Origin of the sequence: Luteimonas sp. MC1828 (assembly GCF_016461615.1) — a bacterium.
In the GTDB taxonomy this organism is placed as follows: domain Bacteria; phylum Pseudomonadota; class Gammaproteobacteria; order Xanthomonadales; family Xanthomonadaceae; genus Luteimonas.
In genome coordinates, this window is record NZ_JAEMNY010000002.1 from 66,302 (window position 1) to 83,019 (window position 16,718).

At 70.3% G+C, this 16,718-nt stretch carries 13 protein-coding genes and 1 riboswitch; of the genes, 7 read left to right on the plus strand and 6 right to left on the minus strand.

The genetic code is table 11. The features are described 5' to 3' along the window. Positions 1-40 precede the first annotated feature (40 nt). The 6 genes from JHB91_RS10150 to JHB91_RS10175 all read right to left on the minus strand — a co-directional run bounded on the left by JHB91_RS10150 (position 41) and on the right by JHB91_RS10175 (position 7,868). Positions 41-2,485 carry a ribonucleoside-diphosphate reductase subunit alpha gene (locus tag JHB91_RS10150; RefSeq protein WP_199472777.1) on the minus strand — a complete coding sequence of 815 codons (2,445 nt, stop codon included), beginning with the start codon at positions 2,483-2,485 and terminating at the stop codon, positions 41-43. A 185-nt stretch (positions 2,486-2,670) separates the two neighbouring features. Further along, a riboswitch (cobalamin riboswitch) is annotated at positions 2,671-2,907 on the minus strand. A 36-nt stretch (positions 2,908-2,943) separates the two neighbouring features. Continuing rightward, positions 2,944-4,059 carry a cell division protein ZapE gene (gene zapE, locus JHB91_RS10155; RefSeq protein ID WP_199473233.1) on the minus strand — a complete coding sequence of 372 codons (1,116 nt, stop codon included), beginning with the start codon at positions 4,057-4,059 and terminating at the stop codon, positions 2,944-2,946. 13 nt (positions 4,060-4,072) lie between these two features. Continuing rightward, positions 4,073-4,750: an alpha/beta fold hydrolase gene (locus tag JHB91_RS10160; RefSeq protein ID WP_199472778.1), complete on the minus strand. Its 678-nt coding sequence runs from the start codon at positions 4,748-4,750 to the stop codon at positions 4,073-4,075. A gap of 23 nt (positions 4,751-4,773) precedes the next feature. After that, positions 4,774-6,207 carry an ExeM/NucH family extracellular endonuclease gene (locus JHB91_RS10165; RefSeq protein ID WP_199472779.1) on the minus strand — a complete coding sequence of 478 codons (1,434 nt, stop codon included), beginning with the start codon at positions 6,205-6,207 and terminating at the stop codon, positions 4,774-4,776. Between the two features lie 90 nt (positions 6,208-6,297). Further along, entirely contained in the window at positions 6,298-6,813 is a 516-nt protein-coding gene (locus tag JHB91_RS10170) for a c-type cytochrome (protein ID WP_199374168.1), read from the minus strand. Positions 6,814-6,899: 86 nt separating this feature from the next. After that, on the minus strand, positions 6,900-7,868 hold the full coding sequence (locus JHB91_RS10175) for an AEC family transporter (RefSeq protein WP_199472780.1): 969 nt from the start codon (positions 7,866-7,868) through the stop codon (positions 6,900-6,902). 317 nt (positions 7,869-8,185) lie between these two features. Between JHB91_RS10175 and JHB91_RS10180 the strand changes: the two genes are divergently transcribed. The 7 genes from JHB91_RS10180 to JHB91_RS10210 all read left to right on the plus strand — a co-directional run bounded on the left by JHB91_RS10180 (position 8,186) and on the right by JHB91_RS10210 (position 16,714). Next, a complete protein-coding gene (locus JHB91_RS10180; RefSeq protein ID WP_199374164.1) occupies positions 8,186-9,559 on the plus strand; it encodes an MFS transporter in 1,374 nt (457 codons plus the stop codon). An 82-nt stretch (positions 9,560-9,641) separates the two neighbouring features. Then, positions 9,642-10,868: an FAD-dependent monooxygenase gene (locus JHB91_RS10185; protein WP_199472781.1), complete on the plus strand. Its 1,227-nt coding sequence runs from the start codon at positions 9,642-9,644 to the stop codon at positions 10,866-10,868. Further along, positions 10,865-12,565, plus strand: a complete 1,701-nt coding sequence (locus JHB91_RS10190) for an FAD-dependent monooxygenase (protein ID WP_199472782.1) — start codon at positions 10,865-10,867, stop codon at positions 12,563-12,565. The genes JHB91_RS10185 and JHB91_RS10190 overlap by 4 nt, the downstream gene beginning before the upstream one ends. A 96-nt stretch (positions 12,566-12,661) precedes the next feature. Next, positions 12,662-13,867, plus strand: coding sequence for an FAD-dependent oxidoreductase (locus tag JHB91_RS10195; protein ID WP_233398705.1), 1,206 nt, complete (start codon positions 12,662-12,664; stop codon positions 13,865-13,867). Between the two features lie 28 nt (positions 13,868-13,895). Next, positions 13,896-15,212 (plus strand): aromatic ring-hydroxylating dioxygenase subunit alpha, encoded by a 1,317-nt coding sequence (locus tag JHB91_RS10200; RefSeq protein WP_199472784.1) that lies wholly within the window; start codon positions 13,896-13,898, stop codon positions 15,210-15,212. A gap of 11 nt (positions 15,213-15,223) precedes the next feature. Then, complete coding sequence (locus JHB91_RS10205; RefSeq protein ID WP_199472785.1) at positions 15,224-15,739, plus strand: aromatic-ring-hydroxylating dioxygenase subunit beta; 516 nt, start codon at positions 15,224-15,226, stop codon at positions 15,737-15,739. Between the two features lie 27 nt (positions 15,740-15,766). After that, positions 15,767-16,714 (plus strand): VOC family protein, encoded by a 948-nt coding sequence (locus JHB91_RS10210; protein WP_199472786.1) that lies wholly within the window; start codon positions 15,767-15,769, stop codon positions 16,712-16,714. The last annotated feature ends 4 nt before the right edge of the window (positions 16,715-16,718 follow it).

The following is a 16,718-nucleotide window of genomic DNA, read 5'->3' on the forward strand; positions in this document are numbered from 1 at the left end:
TCGGGATACGGGCGGGCTTGCGGAGTCGCGTCTGCACGGCCTACTGGCAGGCCTCGCAGCTCTCCGGGTTCTCCAGCGAGCAGGCCACCGCCTCGGCCGGTGCGTACTCCCGCGGGGCCGGCGCCTCCGCGTCCATGCCAGCCAGCGTCGCCTTGGCGATCTTCGTGGCCGGCCGCGAGCGCAGGTAGTACGTGGTCTTGATGCCGCGCTTCCAGGCATGCATGTACATCGACGACATCGCGCCGATCGACGGGCTTTCCATGAACAGGTTGAGCGACGCGGACTGGTCGATGAACGCGCCGCGGTCGGCGGCCATGTCGATCAGCGAGCGCATCGGCACTTCCCAGGCGGTGCGGTAGATCGCGCGCAGCGCCTCCGGTACCTGCGCCAGGCCCTGCACCGAACCCTCGGCGCGCTTGATCGCGTCGCGCACCTCCGGCGTCCACAGGCCGAGCTTCTTGAGTTCCAGCACCAGGTGGCGGTTGACCTGCAGGAAGTCGCCGGACAGCGTCTCGCGCTTGAACAGGTTGGACACCTGCGGCTCCACGCATTCGTAGCAGCCGGCGATCGAGGCGATGGTGGCGGTGGGCGCGATGGCGATCAGCAGCGAGTTGCGCAGGCCGTGCTCGCGGATGCGCGCGCGCAGCGCGTCCCAGCGCGCGGTGTCGGCCGGGGTCACGCCCCAGGCGTCGAATTGCAGCTCGCCGGCAGCGGCGCGGGTGTCGGCGAACGCCGGGTGGCGGCCGCGTTCGGTCGCCAGCTCGCAGGACGCTTCAAGCGCGTGGAAATAGATCGCTTCGGCGATGCGCGCCGACAGCGTGCGCGCCTCGTCGCCGTCGAACGGCAGGCGCAGCTGGAAGAACACGTCCTGCAGGCCCATCACGCCCAGCCCGACCGGCCGCCAGCGCAGGTTGCCGCTGCGCGCGGAGTCGATCGGATAGAAGTTGAGGTCGATCACCCGGTCGAGCTGGCGCACCGCGAGGCGAACGGTCTCGCCGAGCTTGTCGAAATCGAAGCGCGTGCCGTGCCCGGCATCGGCCTCCAGGTGGTGTGCAAGGTTGATCGAACCCAGGTTGCAGACCGCGGTCTCGCTGTCGGATGTGACCTCGAGGATCTCGGTGCACAGGTTGGACAGATGGATGACGTTGCCGGCCCGCGCGGTCTGGTTGCTGGCGCGGTTGCACGCGTCCTTGAACGTCATCCAGCCGTTGCCGGTCTGCGCCAGCGTGCGCATCATCCGCGCGTACAGCTCGCGCGCCTTCAGCGTGCGCACCGCCTTGCCGTCGGCCTCGGCCTGCGCGTAGGCGCGATCGAACGCGTCGCCATGGAGGTCGGTGAAGTCGGGCACCACGCGCGGATCGAACAGTGACCAGTCGGCATCCGCCTCCACGCGGCGCATGAACAGGTCCGGGATCCAGTTCGCCAGGTTGAGGTTGTGGGTGCGCCGCGCGTCGTCGCCGGTGTTGTCGCGCAGTTCCAGGAACTCCTCGACGTCGGCATGCCACGGCTCCAGGTACACGCAGGCCGCGCCCTTGCGCTTGCCGCCCTGGTTGACCGCCGCCACCGAGGAATCCAGGGTCTTCAGCCACGGCACGATGCCGTTGGAATGGCCATTGGTGGACGTGATCAGCGAACCGCGCGAGCGCACGCGCGTGAAGCTCACGCCGATGCCGCCGCTGAACTTGGAGAGCTGCGCGATCTCGCCGTACCTGCGGTAGATGGACTCCAGCGAATCCCGTGGCGAGTCGAGCAGGAAGCACGACGACAGCTGCTCGTGGGTGGTGCCGGCGTTGAACAGCGTGGGCGACGACGGCAGGTAGTCCAGGCGGCCCATGCGCCGGTACAGCGCCAGTGCCTCGGGCACGTCCTCGCTGAGCGCGCAGGCGATGCGCAGGAAGAACTGCTGCGGCGATTCGACCACCTTGCGCGTGTGCGGGTGGCGCAGCAGGTAGCGGTCGTACAGCGTGCGCAGGCCGAAGTAGTCGAAGCGCAGGTCCAGCGACGCATCGATCGCGTCGTTGAGCTTGCGCGCGTTGGCCTGCACGAAGCCGAGCAGGCGCGCGTTGATCAGGCCGAGTTCGTGGCCGCGTGCGACCGACTGCGAGAACGCGTGGATCTCCTGGCCGGCGACCTCCTTGGCGATCACGCCGGCCAGCAGGCGCGCGGCGAGGCGGCTGTACTCGGGCTCTTCCGCGGTCAGCATGGCCGCGGTGCGGATCGACAGTTCGTCGAGTTCGCGGGTGCTGGCGCCGTCGTACAGGCCGGAGATGGTGCGCGTGGCGACGCGCATCGGGTCGACGGCGTGCAGGCCCTCGGCGCAGCGCTGCACGGCGCGGACGATCTTGTTGAGGTCGACGGCCTCGTCGCAGCCGTTGCGCTTGAGCACGCGCATCGTGGTGGCGGTGGGCGGCGGGGTGAGCAGGAAGCCGTCGGGGCTGCCGGCCGGTGCCGCGGGCGCGGCGCCGGAGTGGTCGTGTTCGGTCATGGCGTTCGCCTTGTACAGGGTGGCGCACCTGGCCATCGCTCCCTCGGGCGGCGGCCGGAGGCCTGGCGTCGCCAAGGGTCTGGTGTCGGTGTCGCAACGGCCGCGACGCACCCGCGCGAGCGGATGGGCGGAGCTGCGTCACCGGCCATCTCCCCCCGGAGATTCCACGGCCGGCACCGCGCGGCGTGCTTCGCGCGGCTGTCGGCAGGTCTTCGGACTCGTGGATACGGCGACGGAGTCTGTCGCCACCTACTTGCCGCTGCTTCCCGGGGCGCGTGCCCCAGTGCATGTCGCGACTTCGTTTCCACCTACCGCTGCGGGGCAGTGCCGGCCTTGGCACACGTTCGAAAAACGCGCGCCGCACCGGCTTCCCTTTTCATCCCGTGGCGCAGGCCGCGGGAACCGACCGGCACAACATAGTGGGGTCGATGAGGGAGGTCAATACAATATGTCGTGGCCTAGTCGCGGTGCTCGCGCGCCAGGTATTCGGCGCTGCGCATCTCCACCAGCCGCGATGCGGTGCGCTCGAAGGCACCGCGCAGGCGCTCGCCGGAGTACAGCGCGTGCGGCGCGTCCGCGGCGGTGCACACCAGGTTGACGTTGCGGTCGTAGAGCTCGTCGACCAGGGTGACGAAGCGCCGTGCGGCGTCGTCGCGCGTGGCGTCCATGAGCGGGATGCCGCCGAGCAGCACGGTGTGGAACTCGCGCGCGATCTCGATGTAGTCGGCTGCGGCGCGCGGGCCTTCGCACAGCGCGGCGAAGTCGAACCAGGCCATGCCCTTGCAGCGTGCGCGGGTCGCGATCTTGCGGCCCTCGAGTTCGATCGAACCGTCGCGGTGGGCATCGTCGCCGCCGAGCGCATGCCAGCGCGTCTCCAGCCAGGCGTCGCCGCCGTCGTCGAGCGGCGCGCGATACACCGGCGAGCGGGTCAGCTCGCGCAGGCGGTAGTCGGTGTCGCTGACCAGCTCCAGCACGTCGCAGTGCTGTTCGAGCAGTGCGATCGCCGGCAGGAACCGCGCGCGCTGCAGGCCGTCGGCGTACAGCGCGGAGGGCGGCGAATTCGACGTGGTCACCAGCACGATGCCTTCGGCGAACATCCGCTCCAGCACGCGCGCCAGCAGCATCGCGTCGCCGATGTCGCTGACGAAGAACTCGTCCAGCACCAGCACGCGCAGCGAGCGCCGCCATTCGGCCACGATCGTGGCCAACGGGTCGCGTTCGCCGGCGTGCTCGCGCAGGCGCTGGTGGACCACGCGCATGAAGCGGTGGAAATGGGTGCGGCGCTTGCCGTTGCCGCCGCGGGCGCCGGCGTCGAGCTTGGCGACCGGCAGCGGCAGGTGCTCGTAGAACTGGTCGACCAGGAAGGTCTTGCCGCGGCCCACGCCGCCCCAGAGGTAGAGGCCCTGGGGCGCGCGCTCGCCGGCGCCGAGCAGGCGCGTGAGCAGGGTGCCGCGCCGCCGCGCGATCAGCGCCGCATGCACGCGGTCGAGCGCCGCGAGTGCCGGCTGCTGGGCCGGGTCATGGCCCCAGTCGCCGCGTTCAACGCCTGCGCGGTAGGCCTGCGACGGCGACATCCCGCCGCCGTCGTCAGTCATTGCCGCCCGGCAGGTGGCGTCGCACGCCACTCTTGATGGCGCCGCGCAGGTCGATCAGCTTGCGATGGAAGAAGTGCGAAGTGTCGGGCATGCGCACCAGTTCGGCCTTGGCCTTGCGCTTGGCCAGCCAGTCATAGACCGCCTGCGGGTCGACGATCTCGTCGGCCTCGCCCTGCACCACCAGCCACGGCATGGTCGGCAGGGTGATGGCATCGAAGTCCCAGCCGCGGCCCGCCGGCGGCGCGATCGACACCAGCATCGCCGGCTGCAGTTCGCTCGCCATTGCCAGGCTCACGTAGGCGCCGAAGCTGAAGCCGGCCAGCCACAGCTCGTCGGACGGGCGCTGCGCGCGCACCCAGCCGGCGACTGCGCGCAGGTCGTCGCGCTCGCCATCGCCCTGGTCGAACGACCCGGCCGACTGGCCGGTGCCGCGGAAGTTGAAGCGCACCGTGGTCACGCCCAGCTCGCGCAGGGCGCGCGCCGCCATGGTCACCACCTTGTTGTGCATGGTGCCGCCCTCGGTGGGCAGCGGATGGCAGATCACGGCCACCACCGGAACCCGCGCGACGTCGTCATCGGGAACGTCGACCGCCACTTCGAGCGCACCCGCCGGGCCCGGCAAGAGCAGCGCGCCGGAGGCGTCGGGGAACACGGGCAGGGGGGTGGTCATGGGGGAATGATAGGTCCTGGTGTTCAGGGCGTGCGCAGGCGCAGGTCCACGACGACCGGGTCGTGGTCGGAGCTGCGCCATGGCTTGACGGCATGTTCGCCGCCATTGCCTGCCTGATCGGCGACGTTCGATGCCTCGTCCGCGTTGCTGTGCCAGGCGGAGGCCGCCTGCAGGCGCGCTGCCAGCGCCGGGCTCAGCAGGGCGTGGTCGAGGCGGCCGGCCTGGGCGTCATAGACATAGGTGTACGGCGGGCTGGCTGGCGCCGCGTGGCTGCTGGCGGCGAAGGCGTCCTGCCAACCCGCGGTGATGAAGTCGCGCACCGGCTCCTCCATCGCGTAGGCATTGAGGTCGCCGAGCACCGCGACCAGCGTGCTGCCGCTTGCGGTGGGATCGCCGGACAGCCAGTCGCGGAGCAGCGCGCCGGATGCGCGGCGCGTCGGGTTCCAGCAGGACTGGCCATCGCCCTGGTCGGCATCGCCGGCGCTGGCGTCGCGGCAGCCCTTGGACTTGAAATGGTTGGCCACCACCACGAACGCGGGGCCGTCGCCGGAGCGGAAGGCCTGCGCCAGCGGCGCGCGGCTGAGCGTCGCAAAGGGGCCGTCGGCAAGGGTGGCCGGCGCGCCCACGGGGTGCACCCGGTCGCTGCGGTACAGCAGGCCGACGCGGATCGGGTCGCTGCCGGGGCCCGTGCCGGCATCGACGAAGCGCCAGCGCGCGCCTGCGGGGTCCAGGGCGGCGACCAGTTGCGCAATGCTCGAGCGCGCGTCGTAGCCGTCGTTCTCGACTTCCAGTACCGCGACGATGTCCGCCTCCAGCGCCGCCAGCGCGGCCACCAGGCGCGCCTGCTGCGCCACGTATCCGCCCGGGGTGCGCGCGCCGCGCTCGGTGGGGAAGCCGGCGCCGGCGCCGTCACCGTTGAAGAGGTTTTCAAGGTTGAGGCTGGCCAGCCGCAGCTCGCCGGCCCGCGGTGGCGGTGCAGGCCGTGGCGCGGGGCGCAGCGCCGGCGGGGCCGTGACCTCCAGCCGCGCGCCGTATTCGCCCAGGCGCAGGATGCCTTCGGCGCCATCGACGATTCCGCCGGCGCGCCAGTCGGCGGCCGCCACCTGCGCGTCCTCGCCCAGCGCCAGCACCAGGCTGCGCCGCCGGTTGTGGGCGGCCAGCGCTATCGCGTCGGGGCCGGGTGCGGCGACTTCGGTCGGCGCGAACAGGCGGCCGTCGAAGGACAGCACGACCTCGCCGTTGCGCGCCAGGCGCTGGTTGCCGCTCACGACCAGCGGAGCGGCGATGCGGATCCGTTGGCCTTCGTGCACCCGCCAGTCCGCGGGCGGTGCGCCGAGCACGGCGACCGAGTCCGCGTCCGCGGGGCGCGATGTCGCGATGCTGCCGCAGCCCGCCGTGATCGCCAGCAGGGTGGCGGCGAACAGCACGCCAGGAAAGGGCTTGGACAAGCTGCGCATGGCGACTCCGGCGGGGTGGGCGAACGGCAAGCGGGGGGCGGAAATGACAACGCCGCCCGAAGGCGGCGTCGTTGGCAGGCGGGTGGCCGCTTACTCGAGGTTCGCGACCATCCAGTCCACGGTGGCGATGACCTGTTCGTCGGTCAGCGCCGGGTTGCCACCCTTGGCCGGCATCATGCCGGCGCTGCCGGTGAAGCCTTCGATGGCGTGGCGGTGCAGGGTGTCGGCGCCCTGGGCGATGCGCGCCGCCCATGCCGCGCGCTCCAGCTTGGGAGCGCCGCCGGCGCCGGAGACGTGGCAGCCGGCACACAGGTTCTGGTGGATCACCGCACCGTCGAGCGTGCCGCCGTACGCGACCTGCGCGGTCGCAGCGGCGGCCGCGGCAGCCGAGGCCGCGGCCTGCGCGGCGGCACCGGTGGAGCCCGCATAGACGGCGCTGATCGGCGCGATGCGATCCGCGGTGCGCTTTGAAATGCTCGGGTCGACGTCCACTTCGAGGCTGTGGTGCAGGAAGTACGCGCCCACCATCAGGCCGAAGGTGACCAGGGTCAGGAAGACCAGCACCAGGGAAAATTTCTTGAGGAAATCGAGGTCGTAATTGCGCACGGAGCACCTTTCGCGCGTGGCGGGCGGCCACAGCTGGGCCGGATTATAGAACAGAGCCCGCGGCATTGGCCCGCCTCGGCCACGCCTCATCCGTTCGCGAGCGCCAGCCATGCCGAGATGGTCGCCACCGAGAGCACGGTGGTCACCGCCGTCACCCGCGAGCTCAGGAGCACGCGCGTGCCGAGATGTTCGGCGAGCATAGACGGCCCCGTGCCCGTGGGCAGCATGGCCATCAGCACCACCAGCTGCGCGTGCATCGGCGGCAAGCGCAGCAACGGGACCGCAATCAACCAGGCCACCGCGGGCTGCACCAGCAGCTTGGCCACCGACAGGCCGAGCACCGCGCCGCGCCCGGCGCCGGCGCGAATGTGCGCGGCGACCGGCAGCGCAGCGGCTTCGCGTCGGCCCTGTGTCAGGAACAGCCCGATCGCCACCAGCGCGCAGGGGCTGGCGCAGGCGGCCAGCAGGTCCACCGGGGCCGCCAGCACGGCCGGCAGCCGCCACTGCGCCCACGTCATCGCGGCGCCCGCCGCCGGCGCCCACAGCAGCGGGTTGCGCGCGAGCATCGGCAAGGTGCGCCGCAGCGTGGCGATGATCCCGGCGCCGCGCTGGCGGTCGAACTCGATCACCGCGAGCGCCAGCGCGAACAGCACGCACGCCGTCACCACCACCGACAGGCCGGCGCCGGGCAGCGCGGCATCGCCGAGCGCAACCTGCGCCAGCGGGATGCCGATGAAGCCGGTGTTGGCGTAGGACGCGCACAGGCCATCGAGGCTGGCTCCGGTGAGCGTGGCGCCGCGGCGCCGGGACCACCACAGCACCGGCAGGTACAGCGCCAGGGCGGTCAACACGAACGCCGCGAGCAGCCGCGGCTGCGCCAGCGACGCGCGGTCGGCGCCCGCCATTACCGCGAACAGCATTGCCGGCAGCGCCAGCGACACCACGAAGCGGTTGAGGCCGGCGGCCGCGACCGCATCCAGCACGCCAATGCGGCGCAACAGCACGCCCAGCGCGACCAGGAGGAAAACAGGCAGGGCGGCGGTGATCGTGGACATCTGCTTCCTCTCAATCTGCGCAGCGAACGCGGTGGGGCCGGCATGCGCATGGGTACGGAACGTCGCCTGCGCAGGCGCTGTTGCCGCGCTGCAGCAACGCGCCGGACGCCTTGCCGCAAGGGGTCATGGCGCGCACGGCCGCCGGCTATGTTGCGATGCGACACAGTTGCAACAGCAACCTTTGTTGACAGCCTTCCGCGACGCCGATGAGCATCCGGTGGCCGCCAAGTTACAGACAGATTGGTCGGTTTGTTACTTCAACCACGAACGCAACCTGGACCGCCCGACCGGCGGCCACCCAAAGGGGACGAACGCAGATGTCAGCGCAACCAACCGCGGATACCGCCGCGCCGCAGAGCATCCGCAAGGTGCTGATCGCCGGCTGGCTCGGAACCACCGTCGAGTACTACGACTTCTTCATCTACGGCATGGCCGCCGCGCTGGTGTTCCCGAAGATCTTCTTCCCGGAGCTCGGTGCCGCGGCCGGCGTGGCCGCTTCGTTCGCGACGTTCGGCGTGGCGTTCGTGGCGCGTCCGGTGGGCGGCGTGCTGTTCGGCTATCTCGGTGACAAGCTCGGTCGCAAGACCACCCTGGTCGCAACGCTGGTGCTGATGGGCGCGGCCACCGTGGCCATCGGCCTGCTGCCGCCGGGTTCGATGATCGGCATCTGGGCGCCGATCCTGCTGGTGATCCTGCGCTTCGCGCAGGGCCTCGCGGTCGGTGGCGAATGGTCGAGCGCGGCCTTGTTCGTGGGCGAATACGCGCCGGCCGACAAGCGCGCCTGGTACGCGTTGTCGCCGACCCTCGGAACCTGCTCGGGCCTGCTGCTGGCCACGCTGACCTTCCTCGTCTCGGGCTACTTCATGTCGCAGGAGACGTTCGAGGCCTGGGGCTGGCGCATTCCGTTCCTGCTCAGCGTGCTGCTGGTCGCCGTGGGCCTGTACGTGCGCGTTGGCATCGCCGAAACGCCGGTGTTCCGCGCCGCCGCCGCGCGCGCCGACAAGATCGCCGCCGCGCGCGCGCCGGTGGTCGAACTGTTCCGCCACCAGTGGCGCGAAGTGCTGCTGGCCGCCGGCTCGGTGTCGATGTGGCTGGCGTTCTTCTATCTCGGCGCGGTCTACCTGACCAACTACGGCACCAGCGTGCTCGGCTTCAGCCGCAACGAGATGCTGGGCGTGAACCTGATCGCGGTGGTGGTCAACATCATCGCCACGGTGATCGGCGCGCGCCTGGCAGACCGGATCGGCCGGCGCACGGTGATGGGCTGGGCCAACGGCCTGGCCGTGATCTGGGCGTTCTGCCTGTTCCCGATGGTCAATACCGGCAACCTGCTGCTGGTCGGCATCGCGATGTCGGTGACGCTGACCCTGGTCGGCCTGGCCAACGGCCCGACCGCGGCGCTGATCCCGGAGACCTTCCGCACCGCGTACCGCTCCACCGCCACCGGCGTGTCGTTCAACCTCGGCAGCGTCATCGGTGGCGCAATCCCGCCGATCCTCGCGGCGCCGCTGCTGGCCGCGTACGGCAGCATCGGCATCGGCCTGATGATGGCGCTGATCGCCGCCATCGCCACCGTCTCGATCCTGCTGATGCGCGAAACCGTCGGCACCTCGCTGCACACCGCGGGCTACAAGGCGGGCGACGCGCGGTCGGTCGAGTCGGCGGCTTCGTTCGCCGCCGAACGCGCCTGACGCCACCACTTCCCACCCGTACACCGGACCGCGGCATCCGCAAGGGTGCCGCGCGCCGGGCAACACAGGAACACCCCACGCAATGAGCAAGACCAGCGTCCTCATCGTCGGAGCCGGCCCGGTCGGCATGATCAACGCCCTCGGCCTGGCGCGCGCCGGCGTCGACGTCACCGTCATCGAACGCAACGCCGGCATCGTGCCGGAGCCGCGTGCCATGACCTACCACTGGACGGTGCTGGCCGGCATGCAGCGCCTGGGGCTGCTGGACGACATGGTCGCCGAGGGCTTCAAGCTGCACGAGATGTGCTACCGCATCCTCGCCAGCGGCGAGGTCATCCGGCTCGACATCGATGCCGTGGCCGACGACACCGCGCACCCGTACGCGGTGGTGCTGGGCCAGGACCAGCTCGAGCAGATCGCGCTGCGCCAGCTGGCCGCGCACCCCAACGTGCGCATCGACTGGAACACGCGCATGACCGCGCTGGCGCAGGATGGCAACGGCGTCGACGTGGAGGCCGAGCGCGACGGCAATACGGTGCGCTATCGCGCCGACTGGGTGATTGGCGCCGACGGCGGCGGCAGCGGCGTGCGCAAGGCGATCGGCGCGACCTTCGACGGCATGACCTGGCCGCAGCGGTTCGTGGCCACGAACGTCGTCTGCGACCTCGAGGCGCATGGCTGGGACGCCTGCAACTACCTGGTTGATCCCGCCGACGGCGCGGTGATCGCCAAGGTCACGCGCTCCGGCATCTGGCGCGTCACCTTCTCCGAAGACACCAGCCTACCGCTGGAAGACCTCGAGGACCGCATCCACGCCTACTACGCGCGCGTGCTCCCCAGGGACATGCCGTACGAGCTGAAGCTGTACTCGGCCTACAACATGCACCAGCGCATCGTCGACCGCATGCGCGTCGGCCGCGTGCTGCTGGCCGGCGATGCGGCGCATGTCACCAACCCCACCAACGGCTTCGGCCTGGTGTCGGGCATGCTGGATTCGCAGGTGCTGTCCGAGGCGCTGGCCGCCGTGGTGCAGGGACGCGCGCCGGAGTCGGTGCTCGACCGCTATGCCGAAGAGCGGCGCCGGGTGTTCGCCGAGACCGCCTCGCCGACGTCGGTGGAGACCAAGCGCCTGGTGTTCCACTCCGACGATCCCGAGCGCCTGGAGCGCGACCTGGAACGGCTGCGCAAGCTCGCCCAGGACAAGGAGTTGCGCCGTGCGCAGTTCCACGTCGGCCATCGCCTGCAGACGCCGTCGGTGCTCGATGCGATCCAGCGCCAGCCGGCGTCGGCGGAGGCCGTGCCGGCGTGAACCAGGCGTACGAGGTGGTGATTTCCGGGGCCGGCCCTGCAGGCCTGACGCTGGCGATCGACCTGGGGCGCCGCGGCGTGCGCACGCTGCTGCTGGAGCGCAACGCCGAGCCGGGCCCGTGGCCGAAGATGGAGCGCACCAACGCGCGCTCCATGGAGATCTACCGCCGGCTCGGGCTTGCCGACGCCATCCGCGAGGTCGGTTACGGGCCGGACACGTCGATGGACGTGTTCACCGCGGTCGACCTGGCCACGCCGATCGCGCGCCTGCGCTACCAGACGGTGCGCGAGCAGCGCGAGTGGATCGCCGCCACCAACGACGGCAGCGCGCCGCTCGAGCCGTACCAGCTGGTGTCGCAGTACGCACTGGAGCCGCTGCTCAAGGCGGCCGCCGAGGCCTTGCCTTCGGTCGACGTGCGCTTCGGCCACGAGACCGTGGGCTTCGAGCAGGATGATGGCGGCGTCTGCGTGCAGGTGCGCGGCCCGGGTGACGACATGCAGCGCGTGCGCGGCCAGTACCTGGTGGCCTGCGACGGCGGCGCCAGCTTCATCCGCAAGACGCTCGGCATCGCGCTCGAGGGCCGCGGCCGGCTGGCGCACATGGCACAGGTGCAGTTCCGCTCCGAGCAGCTGTACGACCGCATTCCGATCGGCAAGGGGCGCCACTACTACCTCGCCGATGGCGCGATCGTGGTGGTTCAGGGCAACCGCACCGACTTCACCCTGCATACCTCGCTGCCCGCGGACAGCGACTTCGTGCCGGTGATCCGCGGCTACATCCCCGGCGACTACGACCTGGAAGTGTTGCGCGTCAACGAATGGGACCTGCACCTGCTGGTCGCAGAGCGCTACCGCGAACGCCGCGTGTTCCTTGCCGGCGACGCGGTGCACCTGGTGATCCCGACCGGCGGCCTCGGCATGAATACCGCCGTGGGCGACGCCATCGACCTGGGCTGGAAGCTTGCAGGCGCAGTGCAGGGTTGGGTCGGGCCGGCGCTGCTCGATTCCTACGAACACGAGCGCCGGCGCGTCGGCCTGTTCAATCGCGATGCCTCGGGCTGGGCATCGCAGGGGCCGCAGCGCTGGCGCGCCGCGGTGACGCCGGCGATCCATGCAGCGGGCGACGAAGGTGTCGCCGCGCGAGCCGCGCTGGCGCCCCTCGCCGACGTCGAACAACGACGCGTGCACGAGATGGCCGGCGCCGAGCTTGGCTACCACTACGCGGGCTCGCCGGTGATCGCCACCGAGCCGGGCCCGGAGCCCGCCTGGGAGCTCAACACCTACGTGCCCAGTGCGCAGCCCGGCGCGCGCCTGCCGCACATGTGGCTGCGCGACGGCCGTGCGCTGTTCGACCTCGTGGGCGATGGCTACACGCTGCTCGCGCTCCCCGGCGCGCCGGATATCGAAGCGCTCGTCGACGCGTTCGCCGCTCGCGTCGCGCCGCTGCAGGCGCTGGTGCTCGATGAGCCGGCGCTGGCACGCGTGTACGGAGCGCCGCTGCTGCTGCTGCGCCCGGACCTGCACGTCGCATGGCGCGGCGAACACCTGCCGGCGGATGTCGAGGCGCTGGTCGCGCGTGTCACCGGGCATGGCACGGACAGCCAGCCGGTGTCCGCAAAAGATGAATGCGCGGGCATTCGCGAATTGATCATCGAAGCCGCCGCACCCGCGTTGGAAACCGCCTCCAGCGAAGGTTGACATCACGGTGCAAGGGCGGCAACGATGTCCCATGACTTACAGACAGTCTGGTCGGTTTGTTACTGACCGCCGGATCCGGGGATTGAACGCGTGGACATGCAGCTCGACAACAACGTGGTGATCGCAGGCGCAGGCCAGGCCGCGGCGACGGCAGCCGCCGAGCTGCGCCGTGCCGGCCACGCCGGCGCGATCGTCATCGTCGGCGACGAGGCGCACGCGCCGTACGAGCGCCCGCAGCTGTCCAAGGCGATGCTCAAGCCCGGCGCCGCGCCTGCGCGCCACATCCGCGACGTCGCGGCCTTCGCCGCCGACGGCATCGAACTGCGCCTCGGTCGCCGCGTGCAGGCGGTCGACGCGGCGGCGCGCCATGTCGAGCTCGACGACGGCTCCACCCTCCCCTGGTCGCGCCTGTTGATCGCCACCGGCGTGCGTCCGCGTCGCCTGCCCGGCGCCATGGACGTGCCCGGTCGCGTGCGCTACCTGCGCTCGCTGGAAGACGCCGCGCACCTCGCGCGCGACTTCGACGAAGGCCATGCACTGGCGATCGTCGGCGGTGGCGTGATCGGCCTCGAGGTCGCCGCGGCGGCCGCAGCCCGGGGCATCGCGGTGACCCTGGTCGAGGCCGCCGACCGGCTGATGCCGCGCAGCATCGATGCGCCGGTTTCCGCGGCGCTGGCGCGCATCCATGCCGCGCGCGGGGTCGACATCCGCCTGGGCTGCCAGGCCGTCGCGCTACACGACGACGGCAGCGTGGAGCTGTCCGACGGCAGCCGCGTGCCCGGTGCGCGCGTGCTGGTCGGCATCGGCGTGGAGCCGAACATCGAAGCCTTCGCCGGCCTCGGCATCAGCGATGCGCTCGGCATCCGCGTCGACGCCTGCGGGCGTACCGCGATCGAGGGCATCTACGCCGCCGGCGACGTCGCCTCGCAGCCGCTCGCCGCCGGCCATGGCCGCATCGAGACCTGGGCCAATGCGCAGGACCACGCCGTCGCCGTGGCCCGCAACCTCATCGGAGAGCCGGTCGCGTACACGGCGCCGACGTGGTTCTGGTCCGACCAGGGCGGCACCAACCTGCAGGTGCTCGGCGACGCCACGCAGGGCACGCGCGTGGTGCGCGGCGACGAGGGCAGCGACCGCTTCAGCGTGTTCCGCCTCGACGACGCGGGACGGATCAGCGGCTGCACGACCTTGAACAACCCGAAAGACATGGCCATGGCGCGTCGCTGGATGCGCCAGGCCACCCGGCTGGAGCCTTCGAAGCTCGCGGACCCGGCCACCAACCTGAGCGACTGCCAGTCCTGATACGGACCAGCAAGAAAGAGGAAGCGACATGAGCGACAAGCTGGACATCAAGCTGATCGACCGCGGCGACGAGCACTTCCGGGTGTCGCGCGAGGCCTTCGTGCGCGAAGACGTGATGGACGCGGAATACGCGCGCATCTTCGACAAGTGCTGGCTGTACGTCGGCCACGAGTCCGAGTTCAAGAAGCCCGGCGACTTCGTCGCCCGCACCGTGGCGCGCCGCAATCTGCTGGTCACCAAGAACAACGAAGGCGAGATCGGCGCGTTCTTCAACACCTGTCCGCATCGCGGCGCCACCGTCTGCCGCGAGCCGCGCGGCAACGCCAAGAATTTCCAGTGCTTCTACCACGGCTGGGTGTTCGGCTGCGACGGCAAGCTCAAGAGCCAGCCGGGCAAGGAAAGCTACTGCGAGGACTTCAACGCGGAGGGCCGCGGCAACCTGATGCCGGTGCCGCGCTTCGCGATCTATGCCGGCTTCTGCTTCGTCAGCTACGACCCCGACATCGTGCCGCTCGAGGACTACCTCGCCGGTGCCCGCGAGTACCTCGACCTGGTGTCGAAGTATTCCGAGGCCGGCATGGGCGTCAACGAGGGCATGCAGGAATACGCCATCCGTGCCAACTGGAAGCTGCTGGTCGAGAACAGCATCGACGGCTACCACGCGGTCAGCACCCACGCGACCTACCTCGACTACCTGAAGAACACCAATGGCAGCCTGAGCAGCACCAAGCTGGAAGGCATCAGCCGCGACCTCGGCAACGGCCACGCCGTGCTCGAGTACGCCGCGCCGTGGGGCCGCCCGATCGCGTCCTGGGTGCCGCTGTTCGGCGAGGACGGCAAGGGCGAAATCGAGGCGATCCATGCGCGCCTGGTGGAACTGCACGGCCAGGAAATGGCCGACCGGATGGCGTTCAAGAACCGCAACATCCTGATTTTCCCGAACCTCGTGATCAACGACATCATGGCGATCACGGTGCGCACGTTCTATCCGCAGTCGCCCGACTACATGCTGATCAACGGCTGGTCGCTGGCGCCGAACGAAGAATCGGAGTGGGCGCGCAAGTACCGCCTGAGCAACTTCCTCGAGTTCCTCGGCCCCGGCGGCTTCGCCACGCCCGACGACGTGGAAGCGCTGGAGTCGTGCCAGAACGGCTTCAAGAACCATCGCCAGGTGCCGTGGAGCGACATCTCCAAGGGCATGTCGAAGGACGTGCCGAGCTACGACGACGAGCTGCAGATGCGCGCGTTCTGGTCGCGCTGGAACCAGCACATCAACGGCCTGTTGCCGGAGCCCGCCACGCGCGGCGCCGAAGCCGCACCAGCCACCGAACGCGTCGTCGCCTGAGGAGACCGCACATGAATGCTGCACTGCCCGAAGGCCGCGCCGCGGCCGCCACCACCCGCGCCGAAGTCGAGGACCTGCTGTTCACCGAGGCCGAGCTGCTCGACACCTGGCAGCTCAACGAATGGCTGGCGCTCTACACCGAGGACTGCACGTACCTGGTGCCGTCCACCGACCTGCCGAAGGATGCGAACCCCGACCGCAGCCTGTTCTACATCGCCGACGACGCCACGCGCCTGAAAGAGCGGGTGGTGCGGTTGATGAAGAAGACCGCGCACTCCGAGTGGCCGCGTTCGCGCACCCGCCACCTGGTGGCAAACGTCCGCATCCTCGCCGATGACGGCGACGAGGTCGTGGCCGGTGCCGCGTTCATCACCGCGCGCATGAAGAACGGCAGCAACGACCAGTTCATCGGCTCGCTCCGCTACCGCCTGCGGCGGATCGACGGCGAACTGCGCATCGCGGAAAAGCGCATCACGCTCGACCTCGAGAACCTGCGCCCGCACGGCCGCATCAGCATCCTGCTCTGACCCGCGGCCGCCACCCAGGACATCGCCATGACTGTTCCATTCCGCTACAGCAAGCTCGCCTACGCCGCGCTCAACGTCACCGACCTCACGCGTTCGGTGGCGTTCTACCGCGACATCGTCGGCCTCGACCTGATCGAGGAAGCCGGCGGCGTGGCGTTCCTGCGCTGCAGCCGCGACCACCACAATATCGTGCTCTACCAGTCGCCGGCCCGCGGCCTGAAGCGCGTGGCGTTCGAACTCGAGTCCAGCCACGACGTCGAGGCCGCGTTCGCGCACTTCGCCGCATTGGGCATGGCGCCGGAGCGCATCACCGATGCCGAAAGCGCGCAGCTCCGCCAGCAGGACGGCTTCCGCGTGCGCGAACGCCACAGCGGGCTGCTGATCGAGCTGTTCGCCGGCGCGCTCCAGCTGGCCAGGCCCTTCGTGCCTACCCAGGCCGACATCGCGCGCATCGGCCACGTGGTCATCGGCAGCGCGGATTTCCCGTCGAGCCTCGATGCGCTGGTGCGCGACTTCGGCTTCCGCGTCTCGGACCACATCGAGGACCGCATCGCCTTCCTGCGCTGCCATCCGAACCCGTTCCACCACACGTTCGCGGTCGGGCCGGCGGCGGGCAGCAACTTCCACCACGTCAACTTCATGGTCACCGACATCGACGACATCGGTCGTGCGCTGTACCGCATCAGGAAGCACGACATCAAGGTGGTGTACGGCCCGGGCCGCCATCCGCCGTCCAACAGCGTGTTCTTCTACTTCCTCGATCCGGACGGCATGACGGTCGAATACAGCTTCGGCATGGAGGAGTTCCCCGAGGACGACGCGCGCCAGCCGCGCTGGCTGGAGCCGGTGCCCGAATCGCTGGATACGTGGGGCGCGGTGCCGGATCCGCTATTCGGCCGCAGCGGCCCGCTCGAGGGTGCGCTGTGCAACGCGGAAGAGCCCGCGCCGCGGAGCGCTGCAGGAGTGGCTGTTTGAGCGC

Coding starts and splice junctions, on each gene's coding strand:
- JHB91_RS10150 (WP_199472777.1), bottom strand. CDS start 2,485: ATGACCGAACACGACCACTCCGGCGCCGCGCCCGCGGCACCGGCCGGC.
- JHB91_RS10210 (WP_199472786.1), top strand. CDS start 15,767: ATGACTGTTCCATTCCGCTACAGCAAGCTCGCCTACGCCGCGCTCAAC.
- JHB91_RS10205 (WP_199472785.1), top strand. CDS start 15,224: ATGAATGCTGCACTGCCCGAAGGCCGCGCCGCGGCCGCCACCACCCGC.
- JHB91_RS10175 (WP_199472780.1), bottom strand. CDS start 7,868: ATGTCCACGATCACCGCCGCCCTGCCTGTTTTCCTCCTGGTCGCGCTG.
- JHB91_RS10195 (WP_233398705.1), top strand. CDS start 12,662: ATGCAGCTCGACAACAACGTGGTGATCGCAGGCGCAGGCCAGGCCGCG.
- zapE (WP_199473233.1), bottom strand. CDS start 4,059: ATGTCGCCGTCGCAGGCCTACCGCGCAGGCGTTGAACGCGGCGACTGG.
- JHB91_RS10200 (WP_199472784.1), top strand. CDS start 13,896: ATGAGCGACAAGCTGGACATCAAGCTGATCGACCGCGGCGACGAGCAC.
- JHB91_RS10185 (WP_199472781.1), top strand. CDS start 9,642: ATGAGCAAGACCAGCGTCCTCATCGTCGGAGCCGGCCCGGTCGGCATG.
- JHB91_RS10160 (WP_199472778.1), bottom strand. CDS start 4,750: ATGACCACCCCCCTGCCCGTGTTCCCCGACGCCTCCGGCGCGCTGCTC.
- JHB91_RS10165 (WP_199472779.1), bottom strand. CDS start 6,207: ATGCGCAGCTTGTCCAAGCCCTTTCCTGGCGTGCTGTTCGCCGCCACC.
- JHB91_RS10180 (WP_199374164.1), top strand. CDS start 8,186: ATGTCAGCGCAACCAACCGCGGATACCGCCGCGCCGCAGAGCATCCGC.